The organism is Cyanobacteriota bacterium (genome assembly GCA_025054735.1).
Classification (GTDB): Bacteria; Cyanobacteriota; Cyanobacteriia; order SKYG9; family SKYG9; genus SKYG9.
In genome coordinates, this window is the sequence record JANWZG010000074.1 from 1 (window position 1) to 11,415 (window position 11,415).

The 11,415-nt window shown below is 48.8% G+C and carries 11 protein-coding genes and 1 tRNA gene; 1 reads left to right on the plus strand and 11 read right to left on the minus strand.

Going from position 1 to position 11,415, the window contains the following annotated elements:
• Positions 1-690, plus strand: a 690-nt coding sequence (locus tag NZ772_05420) for an ATP-binding protein (GenBank protein ID MCS6813000.1), incomplete at its 5' end; no start/stop codon positions are given.
• Between the two features lie 35 nt (positions 691-725).
• Here NZ772_05420 and NZ772_05425 read toward each other — a convergent pair.
• The 11 genes from NZ772_05425 to NZ772_05475 form a co-directional block, all read right to left on the minus strand.
• Entirely contained in the window at positions 726-1,532 is an 807-nt protein-coding gene (locus tag NZ772_05425) for a nucleotidyltransferase domain-containing protein (GenBank protein MCS6813001.1), read from the minus strand.
• Entirely contained in the window at positions 1,525-2,421 is an 897-nt protein-coding gene (gene hetR / locus NZ772_05430; protein MCS6813002.1) for a heterocyst differentiation master regulator HetR, read from the minus strand. Before hetR ends, NZ772_05425 begins: the two co-directional genes overlap by 8 nt.
• Before the next feature lie 250 nt (positions 2,422-2,671).
• Positions 2,672-2,845, minus strand: a complete 174-nt coding sequence (locus NZ772_05435; protein MCS6813003.1) for a hypothetical protein — start codon at positions 2,843-2,845, stop codon at positions 2,672-2,674.
• 54 nt (positions 2,846-2,899) lie between these two features.
• Positions 2,900-4,693, minus strand: coding sequence for an FAD-dependent oxidoreductase (locus NZ772_05440; GenBank protein MCS6813004.1), 1,794 nt, complete (start codon positions 4,691-4,693; stop codon positions 2,900-2,902).
• A gap of 42 nt (positions 4,694-4,735) precedes the next feature.
• Positions 4,736-5,392 carry an SDR family oxidoreductase gene (locus tag NZ772_05445; protein MCS6813005.1) on the minus strand — a complete coding sequence of 219 codons (657 nt, stop codon included), beginning with the start codon at positions 5,390-5,392 and terminating at the stop codon, positions 4,736-4,738.
• 157 nt (positions 5,393-5,549) lie between these two features.
• Positions 5,550-6,020 carry an FHA domain-containing protein gene (locus tag NZ772_05450; GenBank protein ID MCS6813006.1) on the minus strand — a complete coding sequence of 157 codons (471 nt, stop codon included), beginning with the start codon at positions 6,018-6,020 and terminating at the stop codon, positions 5,550-5,552.
• A gap of 303 nt (positions 6,021-6,323) precedes the next feature.
• Positions 6,324-6,396: transfer RNA gene (locus tag NZ772_05455), tRNA-His, on the minus strand.
• Positions 6,397-7,191: 795 nt separating this feature from the next.
• The gene (locus tag NZ772_05460; GenBank protein ID MCS6813007.1) at positions 7,192-7,392 is read right to left on the minus strand and encodes a DUF2811 domain-containing protein; all 201 of its coding nucleotides are present in this window, start codon (positions 7,390-7,392) and stop codon (positions 7,192-7,194) included.
• 495 nt (positions 7,393-7,887) lie between these two features.
• Entirely contained in the window at positions 7,888-9,438 is a 1,551-nt protein-coding gene (locus NZ772_05465; protein MCS6813008.1) for a cryptochrome/photolyase family protein, read from the minus strand.
• 6 nt (positions 9,439-9,444) lie between these two features.
• Positions 9,445-10,911, minus strand: coding sequence for a TldD/PmbA family protein (locus NZ772_05470; GenBank protein MCS6813009.1), 1,467 nt, complete (start codon positions 10,909-10,911; stop codon positions 9,445-9,447).
• 124 nt (positions 10,912-11,035) lie between these two features.
• Positions 11,036-11,415 (minus strand): GAF domain-containing protein (locus NZ772_05475; GenBank protein ID MCS6813010.1); only part of this gene is annotated, 380 nt, incomplete at its 5' end.

Here is an 11,415-nt window from a genome sequence, read left to right on the forward strand (position 1 = left end):
CGCCTAGAGATGATCGGTACCGTATATGCCTACTGGTCAGCCTATGACATCTGGTTGCAGATTAACAGCGTAGAGCGCAACCGTCGCCGTTACACATTAATGGCAGCGAACCTAGCGCCACTTGTTAGCAAAGCTACTTACAATTTAGCAGTAATGCTCAGTGGTTACCAAAGCCGTGTTGGGCAAGTTCAAAGTCAATATGCCCTATCGTCTTTTCCAAAAGATATCCAGAGCTTTAGCGACACAGTTCAGCAAGCTATTCTTCAGCAGGATCGGTTAGCCGTGTTAGTGCAGGGAATTCCTGGCACAGGCAAAACTGCCTGGACTCAAGCCATGGCTAAGGAGGTCTTAGTACCACTCCGCTATGTGATTTTTATCTTGGATCATGATGCAGTCGAGCACTTTATCCCACCCGCCTACCTAGAACGGATCTGCATTATCATTAACGAGGCCGATAACCTAGCGCAGGATCGCTCCCTGGAGATTGCACAACGAACCAGCAAGACCGAACATATTCTCAGCCTGCTAGACGGCACGCTGTATCAAAGCGTAGTGGATGAGAGTAGTGTCCAGGTGCAACAAAAATTGGTAATCTTGATGACCTGCAACACGTCTGAGCGGCTAGATCCAGCTATGCTCCGCAAGGGTAGAGTCGATCTTACCTTTGAATTTACCCACCGCTTTGTATAGAAAAAGATTGTTGATGGCGTTGCTACAGGCGAGGATTAGAACGATCCTGCACCCGTGCGCAGTTGTACAAGCAATTGATGCAGGTCTGCTTTGGCAGTTGGTACTTCTGGTAAGGCACTAGCTTGACTAGCATCCTCTAACAGCCGCTGAAGCCGTTGATACTCGCCATGATGGAATGGAACATCAGCATGGGTAAGTGCGATGTCGTCTGAACCTGTAACTTTGCTAGCGATTAAATCTGAAAGATAAGAAAGCTGAAAGTCTTGATTAAGGCTATTAAGGTTGGTATTAATTGTTCCCGATCGCATGAGGTGAATGCCTGTTAGCAACGCTCGATAGGCATAGAGCAAGGGTTTAATTTGGTGGGGCGGTTGCTGGAACATATGCCAGTAGGTTGATGCTAAGCCAGCATAGTGATACAAATGATGCCGGGTAATACATTTGGGAACGATCGCTCGCAACCTATCGTGGTGCGGTGTAGTGTATAGGATCAACGGGGAACAGAGGTGCTCCAAAGCTGCTCCATTTTTCTTCAGCAGTAGCAGAGAAAACTTCTTGAGATCGTGCAGATCAACATTGATAACTAGTGATGCAGTTGTAGCATTGGCCTGGCGCACCGCTGAGATAGACTCGTTGGCCACCTCTAGGCCCACGACGGCTGAGACTGGTAGAATATAGGCTCCTCGCACGTCATAGGCTGAGTTTGGAGACGGAAACCCATACAGATGATCACCACTCAGGGTCGCGAATACCATCGGGTAGGGCGAAGCTACAACCTGAGCAATCTGAGCAATAGTCTCCCGTAGATCATCATCCACCACAGCATTGCTGACACTAGTCACGCTCGCCTAGCACCATCTGGAGAATGATTGGCTCACCATTAGCTTCATGGTAGCGATCTGCCCAAGCCCGAATGGTTTCATCTAGCTCAGCGATCGCAGCATCTATGCGATCAGCGGGAATATCTAACTCTTCCAAAATCCGAATGGTTTTAGGTTTTTGATCAGCCCAGTCCTTCATCAGTCGGAAGAACCGTGCTGTATCTTCCACCATGATATAAGTACGCTCTTCCTCGTCAGCAGGGGAGTAAGATGCGCGAGTTAGGGCGTAGAAGGGCATTCCCCAAGGAGAATCAATGCGAGTAACCGTGCCAGAATAAATCAAGCGGCGCTTGATATGCTCAGCTAGAGCTTCACTAAGGGGTAACCGGCGCTCAGGAGGCAAGTTTTCTTGCGATCGAGCATGTAAAAACTCAATCAAGTCCATGAACTGGAATGAGTTGACAATTTGGGCATCAGGCAAGTTAGGCGGCAAGCGCTGCTCAATGTGACGCTTCTCTTCAGCCGTAAAGCTAGTGCCCGAAATTCTAGATATGCCCGGCTGCCAAGGATATTGCTCTAACCATACATAGGGAAACTGAATCAAGTAGCGTGGCTCTTGAGAACCCAGCATCTTTAACAATTTGCCCTTCGTTAGTGCCTCCCGAACCTCCTCAACAATAACCTTGACTCGTTTTGGCTCGATGTGGTGCAGGTGCCCTGTCATACGTAAATTTTGACCTTGCTCCAGATAGGTCATGTAGATAGCACACTTGGCAGCCGTTGCCGCTGCGTCCAAGAAAGCGCCATGGCGATGACCACTCGTTCGCATAGCACTAAAGGCAAGGTATAGCATAATCTGATCCATTGCGCTGGGGCTAAGGCGCTTAATCAGATCAAGGTCGTTTGTCATAGTCACGGATATAGCGGCACAACATTACACGTATGCATTCCAGAGAGCACCCGATCAAAGCAATTCACATAGAAACCTGAGTCATCACAGACTAGGCCGAATCAAATCTTGGGATCCTCAGCGTAGAGCCTTAAATTTGACCGATAACTTGTCATTATCTTACTAAAGAATCTTAGGAATGTTATACCGATGTGCACAGATATATTGTCATTGCTAAATAAATTCAGCAACCTGTAGGACTAAATCTGTGCTAGCGGCCACTACCCCGGTAGGACGCATCACGTTCTACATCCTCTGATGCTATAGTGCTGAGAGCAACTTGGGGTTGAATATACTGGAGAGCGACGATCGTTGGTAGAACAGCTAGCGCTGCAATTCCTAGGGCAATTAGGTTAGTACCTAACTTTTTAGTGTTGGTACGCATAGAAACCTCCGTATCAGTGGGGACTATGAACTGTTACGGGGGTTTATTGACAAATCAGGATAAGCTTGAGGAATTCTCAGGCAGCACGTTAATAGCCTCTACTAACAGCCAGTTACCTGATGGGTTATAGCGGCCTTGCACAGAGATACGTTGACCTGTTGTCAGCCTAGCCAACTGGTTATCTACCTCGTTCCTAAGAGTGACCAGCGCTAGAGTACCCACAGTCAGCCTATGAGGTCGCTGGAGCGTTATGGTGTAGTGCTGCTCTCCATGCCGATGAAAAACACCTGTCCAGTCTTGATCCCAGGCTTGTGTAGTCAGAGTTGGTGAGCTAGGTTGAGCAGCGATAGGAGCATTGCCATCCGGCGGATAAGCATCGGGATGATCTAGATAGTACTGTTGCCAAGTCAGCCATTGGGGATGGTAAGGAGGCAGGTTAAACAGTGGGATAACGGCAAGGGGTGCAAGTGGATCAGTAAGCAAAGCATCCTGCAACAGACGAACAGGCAGTTCTCGAGGCTGGCAACGACGCTCGATGCAAAGAGCAGCAGCCATGCCCGCAGCCTGACCAATCCCTAGTACAGTGGGTTGCAGGCGAGTAGCGCCATTAGCAATGTGGGAGACAGCAATATTTTTCTCACAGACCAACAAACCGTCAACGGTAGCAGGAATCAGTGCCCCATAGGGAATAGTAAAGGGAGTGCCCGTCCAGCGTCCACCCCAGCGAATAGACTTGGATGTCAGCGGTAAGTCGTAGTTGGGATAGTGGTGATCGTTGGCATAGTTACCAAGGGCAATCGCTTGGACAGATCCGGTAGCGTCTAGGGGGAGGGCCGCAACTCGTCCTTGGGGCATGGGTAAAATGTCTTGCTCACGAATGGTAGTGACACCCTGGAGGCGGCGACTTTCTCGATAGTAAGGATGTAGAGCGTAGGCAGACAGCGCATGGGGAAAGATGTCTGCAAGGCCATAGCGCCGACCGAGCTGAGTTTGAATATGACAAGCAAAGCTTTGACTATGCCAGAGACTTTCCTGGAGGAACTCAGCAGCAGCTTGGGGCGATTGCAATAGCCGATCAATACCTTCTCCGTAGTCATTGCCGTGGATAGGCCAGTTGATCATAAAGCGATCGCCGGGCAGCCGTCCATAGTTCAGAAACGTCTCCGCCCCATACTGTTCCCAAGCTCCGGCAAATTTTTCTGGCGTGTGGATTGGTGGCGGGGGAATAGCTGGAGCACTGTTACCCTCCCCTACATCTTGCAAGATCACGACCCAAGTCGGAACTTGCACCGGATAGCGTTGGGTCAGTTCGTTAGCAGCCACAGGCGCACTTGGTTCTCCCCACTCGGCCTGCCATTCCCATCCCCAACGGTGAGGCACCTCTCCTAACGCTAGTACCTCCCCTAACTCGGTACCATCCAAAATCAGGTGGGCATAGACTCGCAGGTGGGCAAATTGCACATAGGTAAGCCGATCGTCTCGGCGACCAACCGCTAGTGGTGCGCCACCTACAATCCACTGCAAATTAGGCAACGCCTGCGCCCAGTCGGCAAAAATCTCCGCTCCGATACGGGGATCATAGGTAAAGAAACTCACCCAGCCATGATCCAAGCCCTGTGGCTGGCGATGCTGAAGCTCCCGCAGGAAAGCTCCCCACAAACCTGTCTGAAAAGCCAGCAGCTCATTGCCATCGGGAGCAGCAACTCCAGCAGATGTCAACATGCCTCCCAACCAACTATGCTCGCTAACAAGAACTGTTTGGACACCCCGACGTGCCGCTTGCAGAGCTGCTGCGGTGCCTCCAGTGCCTCCGCCTACTACTAGCACCTCCGTTGTGAGTTCATCCACTCTTGTTGGTTCTCCTCCGATGGGTAATCGGGCTAACGATCGTCAGACTGACGCAAACAGTTCTGAAATGGGCTGTGGGTTGATCTCAGGACGAGACACAATTTCTACAATTTTGTTGTGGGCTGCGGGATGCATCAGGGCTGCTACACAAACCTGGGCAACCTTAGTGCGAGGGATGCTGCCTTCAAACAGGGTATCAGCTTTGCCCATCACAATCGCGGAGGTGTCATCAGTATTTTTCAGCCCACCAGGACGAACGATCGTGTAGGTCAGACCACTTTTTTGCAGATACTCCTCTGCCTGTTTTTTCCATAGCAGTACTAGCCAGAACAGGTTGAGGGGATGAAATAATTGAGATACACAGAGGGATGACACTAAAACAAAGTGTTGAATACCCTTGGCCTTAGCCACGTCAACCAAGTTTTTAGTGCCCTCAAAATCCACCTTATAGGGGCCAGTAGGGTCAAGGCTAGGTCTTGCACCTGTTGCGCATAGGAGGACAGTGCAGTCAGCGATCGCAGGGGCCAATTTATCAGCCTGCAATACATCCCCTACCACCAGTTCAACTTGAGGAGGCAAAATTGCTTGAGCAGTGTCCAAATTACGCACCAGTGCACGCACTGGAATGTTTTGAGCAACTAGTTCCTGCACAATGCGACGACCTGTCTCGCCCGTTGCCCCAGCTACAAATGCTTTCATACCGCCTTAACTCAAATATCAATTTCTATGACATCGACTTCTATTGTCATTGGTTAGGGGTCGTTTGTCATTGGTAGTCATCGGCCATCGCTCATGGAACAACCAGCCATTTCTGGAAGGAACCTCGTGATGCCCACATATAGCCAAAGGAGCAGATTTAGACAGGAAATTGAGTTGTATCGTCATCCTCTTCACTAGCCGCATCAGTTGGATTCGTCGCCGTTTTTGGCTCAGTCAAAAATGTCTTAATGCGAGCTGATGGGTCGGGTTGATCGGTTGCGGTCTTCCTAGGGGTCATCGTCTTGCTGAAAACATGAACAGCTAGCGGATCCAAAGAAATTTGAATCTTTGGGCCAGTACTACCGAGACGCATCACCATACCATCAGTAGCTTTTGTCTTCGTAATGCGCTCTTGGTTCACATAGGTGCCATTCGCACCCAAACTAGTGATTTCCCACCAACCTTCAGGGGTTAGCCTCATCTCAACATGATGGCGCGAGACAACCGCACTATAGACAACCACATCATTATCGCTAGCACGGCCTATTCGCACCAGCGGCTCGACAGGAAACGACCAACTTTGTACAGGAGTAGCCTGAATTGGATGTAAAAGACTCAGAATTATCACAAATACTCAGGACAATTACTAACGGGTCTAATGGATTAGTAGCTCAGCAACAAGTGCAAAAATTTAGTACTCAGCATTGAGAGTTGAACTACTGACTTGTAGATCACTAAGCTGAATTAGAGTATTCCCAAGAACTGCTGTCAATTCACAACAAAGATTTGTGCAATGACAACACTATAGATCCTGCCCTAGCAGTGTCTTTAACAAACTCATCCAGTAGTCTACTTGGATGTTGTCTAAATAGAAACAGTAGCTAGCCTATCGTACAGACACTCGGCATAGCACACATTATTCCAATTCAAGGGCGAACGATGGGATTCGAACCCACGAATGGTGGAACCACAATCCACTGCCTTAACCGCTTGGCTACGCTCGCCATACAGCCCCTAATTCTAACACAGTTTCTTATGAGGTTGAGAGGGTGTACCGAACTTTTGCTACGGACTGTGAGTAACTCTAGGGATTCATCGACACTCATTGACCTAGATCAATCAACTTGTGATTAATAGTTGTTCAATTGCCTAACGCTGATAGTGTCTTCGAGGTTAAGAAATTCTGGAACAATCAACTCCTCTGGAATAAGTTTGCTTAAAGTTAAGTACATGTAAACTGGCTGTGTTGACGATCGATATGGAAACCCACGATCTAATTATGCTAATTGTGCTGCTTTTTCCTGGCATTTTACTATCAGCTCTCATTATGGGAGCCTTTGCCGCTGGGGGCTAGCAGTTGTAGATAGCTAACCTTTTCCTATGGACATGCCACTTAATAGGTTGGCCTGATAGGTTGGCGTGAGCCAAAAGGGGCAGATAAAGAAAAGGGGCAGACTATTGCCCCTTCATTTGTTGTATTTGTTGCATAGGTTTTGCAGTATCGCTATCTGAAGCTCCACAGATACGGTTTCTGTGTAGTGTCAACTATCAGGATGGTGACTAGATAGTGACTAGATAGTGACTAAATAATCCCATGACAATCGCAGAAGTAGATGCAAAAGCCACTGACTGGATGATGTTAGTAGCAATGTTGTGAGTACGTCGATGGGTTGATGATGGATTGATCTCCTAACCAACTGGCTTAAGTTAGATTACCTGACTTGGTTAGGCTACCAACTAGCTTGCTTAACATCATTGACTCATCAAAACCTGCATTGCCATGATGTTCAGGATCTGCCTTAAGCTGCTTGCTTAAATAGCGTGTCTAGATAAACTCGTGCTGCTCGTCGATCGCTATCCCCGTTTTGCAACAGGAACAACGACAATGCTGCGCAGAATACACGGTCTTGATCCCATTCGGGATGACGATCTAGATAACACTTTAGGGACTCGTGCAAAGTTTCAGGAATTTCTGCCAAGATGCTGATCGTTGCGTTCATCGAAAGCCTCTCTAATCTGAAGTTTAACCTAAGCAAACAAGTTAAAAACTGCACCTTGATGATGTAGTTTTTCCGGCACAACACAGCCTGACCCAAGAGCCTTTCACTATAGCCAGAGCCATTACAGCATGAGCTGATAGAGACTCTGAGCAGTAGGAAGACGTATCTCGTTCAAGCAGTTATTTATATGCAGGTGCCTTATTGTCGTTAGCAGAGGGCAGAATTGTCAACGTTGCAATTGATACCAATCACAATTCCGTGAAAATCGGGATAACGAAAAAATAGGCATTTGCCAGCGATCTCTGTTACATAACTTTACAATAACCTGTTTGGTTTCCGTAATGTGTGTCATGTAGCCTAGATTTTTGCCAACGCTGCGATCGCTGATTCCATCGTTTCTCCTGTGGAAAATTCCCCATAACCTGTGGAAAATTCTGTGAAAAGCTGTGGAGTGATTGTGAAATCGGTGGGGAAAAGGTGGTTATTTGCAAAGAATTACAACGTTTTTGCAGAGTCAGATAGCATAGATTTTATTGACTGTACGGTTGACAGTCTATGATGCCAATCTGCTGCCTGTTGGCGGATTGTCACAATTTCGTCAAGGGTAAATCGGTCAATATTTTTGAGAATCATACTCATACGCCCCTGGGATGTAAGGGCGGCTCGATGACGAATCAGAAAATCCCAGTAAAAAATATTGAAGGGGCAAGCATTACTGCCTGTGCGAGCTTTTGGACTATAGACACATCCTTTGCAATAGTCGCTCATGGTGTTGATATAGTTAGCTGACGCGGCATAGGGCTTTGAAGCAAGGATCCCGCCATCAGCAAATTGCCCCATGCCAATCACATTCGGTTGCATCACCCAGTCGTAGGCATCAATAAAGGCAGCATGAAACCAATTTTCTAGGGCTTGGGGGGAAATGCCTGCAATGAGGGCAAAGTTACTCAGAATCATCAGCCGCTGAATATGGTGGGCATAGCCAGTCCGTTGTACCTGATCAAGCACTTGGCGTAAGCAATTCATCTCCGTATCGCCTGTCCAGAAAAAATCTGGCAAAGGGTGATGATGGTTAAACCAGTTGCGCTGAGGATAGTCATCATCCACATAAGCGTAAAGGCCACGCATGTATTCCCGCCAACCCAGCACTTGCCGAATGCAGCCTTCAACACTGTTCAGGGGAAGATTACGATCGGTAAACGCTTGTTCTATAGCCTGGATAACTTCTAGCGGGTGCAATAAGCCCAGATTCAGATAGGGAGAGAGTAACGAGTGCCACAGGGTATCTTGTCCAGTTACCATCGCGTCTTCGTAGGGGCCAAAGGTAGGGAGGCGATGGTTGATAAAATCAGTCAACAGTTGCAGTGCTTGCTGACGGGTGACGGCCCAGCGAAATGGTTCTAAATTGCCATACAGTGGCATGTCCAACTGACGAACCTGCTCCATGACAGCCTGTGTAATGGCATCAGGTTCTATCCAGAGCGGCTGGGGAGGGTGTAAGCCCTGTTTGGGAGGTTTCCGGTTTTCCTTGTCTAGGTTCCATACGCCGCCGATCGGCTGTCCATCTTGCATTAGAACCCCAAATCGTTTGCGTCCTTCCCGATAAAAGTCTTCTAATAATAGACGTTTACGATGGCTGGCCCATTGCCGAAATTCGCTATCACTCCACAAGAATTGGTTGTTGGGGATAATTGTGACAGAACAGGGGAGTTGAAGAGTTTGAATAAACCGGGCGAAGGGACGATCAGCAGGCTGCATCACCCGCAGTTCAGTGAGATGATGCGATCGGATCCATTCATCCAGAACAGGAACAAAATCGTCAGCGGCTGGAACATAGGTAACCTGCCAATGGGCTGCTCGTAATTCCTCAGCAAAGTGACGCATGGCAGACCACACCAGCACCAGCTTTTGTCGGTGGTAGGGGCGCACCCGCACATGAGCCAAGGACTCAATCAAAATGACAGCAGTATTGGCCCGATCGCAGGACTGTAAAGCAGCCTGGGTTGCTGACAACTGATCACCCAGGATCCAAACCCCGATCGTCATGGATAGTTAGCGCCCACCTACGGTAATAGCGTCAACTTTAAGGTGTGGCTGGCCTACGGTTACGTAAATACTGCCGCTAATGGATCCACAAAAACCTGCTGCCAGACCCAAATCACTGGAGCACATAGAAATTCGATTCATAATTTCCTTGGCTTCACCGATGAGAATGGCTCCCTTCAGCGGCTTGGTGATTTTTCCATGCTCAATTAGGTAGGCTTCATCCACACCGAAATTAAACTCCCCCGTGGGGCCAACACTGCCACCGCCCATCTTTTTACAGTAGATGCCGTAGTCGATCGACGCAAACAGATCATCAACTGAGTAAGGGCCAGGAGCAATGTAGGTGTTCCGCATCCGGGAGGCGGCTGCATAGGTGTAGTCTTGACGACGACCACTACCCGTGCGGGGGTGACCCGTGCGTATGGAACCAGCGCGGTCAGCAATAAAGTTACGCAGGATGCCGTTTTCGATCAGTAGGGTACGCTGGGCAGGCATTCCCTCGTCATCCATATCGATGGTGCCAAAGGCATTAGCAGACAGACCTTCATCCCAAGCTGTCAAGCTTTCGTGAGCAATTTTTTCACCTTTTTTGTCGGCAAAGGGGGTTGTTTTGCGCTCGATTTGGGTGGTTTCCAGCAAGTGGCCACAAGCTTCATGGAAAATTACACCACCAAATTCATTAGCCATAACGATTGGGTAGGTGCCAGATTCCACATAGTCAGCGTAGAGCATTTGTCCGGCTGAGTGGGCAATGTCTTCTGCAAGGGACTCATAATTCCACGCTCGCAAGAAGTTGGGGTTACTAGTGTCACCTTGGCGTTGACCAATGGAAGCACGATGGTCACCATCAGCACAGAGCAAGCTAGAACCAACGGACTGGGTAAGGCGTATATCACGAGCAAAGGTGCCATCGCTAGCGGCTACCAGTACCTCTTGCCAATCTCGAAAGTAGGACGATCGCCGAGACTGTACATGGCTGGCTTTTTGTTTCAGACGATCAGTAGCCGCCAGTAAGATATCCCCCATCTCTCGCATAGAGCTACAATCGCCTAGCCATGTTTCCTTACCCCGCAAGACAGCATAGTCTCGCAAGGGTTCTAGATTGATGGCAGGAGTAAAGATACTAGGAGTAGGCAGATGCAGCCCCAAGATAGACAAAGCTTTCTCTAGTGCAGCTTGCAAACCATGAACTGATAGGTCGTTAGTGCTGACATAGCAGTCACCTTTGCCATGAAATACGCGCACTCCAGCACCTGTAGACAGGCTGGGAGAAATGCTGGTGATGGCATCATCTTCAGCGAGGCAGCTAATGTAGTTGCTGCGCTCTAGGAAGAACTCCACAAAGTCTGCCCCTGCGGCACGACCTAACCCTAGCAGAGTGGAGAGGATTGTTTCCCAACTAGCATCGAAGCGATCGCTACTAGCGGCGGGTACGTTAGACAGGTTATTGGGGACTAGGAGTGTAGGCTGCATGGGAATCCTCAAGCGTGCAATATGACTAGCGTCAGCGATCAGTGATTAACAGTCGCTAATCCAGTGTAACAAATCTAAATGCTCTGCTGATGTTGTTCGTGGCCTGATAGCCAGGCTAGTGTTGCTAGGTGACTCCGCGAGCACAAACAATCGCCAGTGCAGACTGCTGGGCACAGAGATGGATAACATCCAAGGTAGCTTGGTCAGGCTCATAGGTCTGCTGCCACTGCAATGAAAGCACCCCTAACACGCTGCCCCGATAGAGGATTGGGGTAACCAAGTGTGCCTGAATATTTTCAGTCTGATAGACATTCACTGCCGTCAGGTCAGGGTTGGCTGCAACATCACCACAGAACTGTAGGCATCGATTAGCGATGGCTACTTTCGTGAGAGGATCATCTGCTAGCCAAGCTGTATTCGTAACCTTGCCGAAAACACCAGTACTCCCACTAACCATATCCCCTTCAACGAGCTGAATGATGCAACCATTAGCCGAAAAGTTTT

What these genes read in the sequence shown, in the direction of transcription:
- NZ772_05445 (MCS6813005.1), bottom strand. Translation starts at nt 5,392, where the DNA reads ATGAAAGCATTTGTAGCTGGGGCAACGGGCGAGACAGGTCGTCGCATT.
- hetR (MCS6813002.1), bottom strand. Translation starts at nt 2,421, where the DNA reads ATGACAAACGACCTTGATCTGATTAAGCGCCTTAGCCCCAGCGCAATG.
- NZ772_05435 (MCS6813003.1), bottom strand. Translation starts at nt 2,845, where the DNA reads ATGCGTACCAACACTAAAAAGTTAGGTACTAACCTAATTGCCCTAGGA.
- NZ772_05460 (MCS6813007.1), bottom strand. Translation starts at nt 7,392, where the DNA reads ATGAACGCAACGATCAGCATCTTGGCAGAAATTCCTGAAACTTTGCAC.
- NZ772_05470 (MCS6813009.1), bottom strand. Translation starts at nt 10,911, where the DNA reads ATGCAGCCTACACTCCTAGTCCCCAATAACCTGTCTAACGTACCCGCC.
- NZ772_05465 (MCS6813008.1), bottom strand. Translation starts at nt 9,438, where the DNA reads ATGACGATCGGGGTTTGGATCCTGGGTGATCAGTTGTCAGCAACCCAG.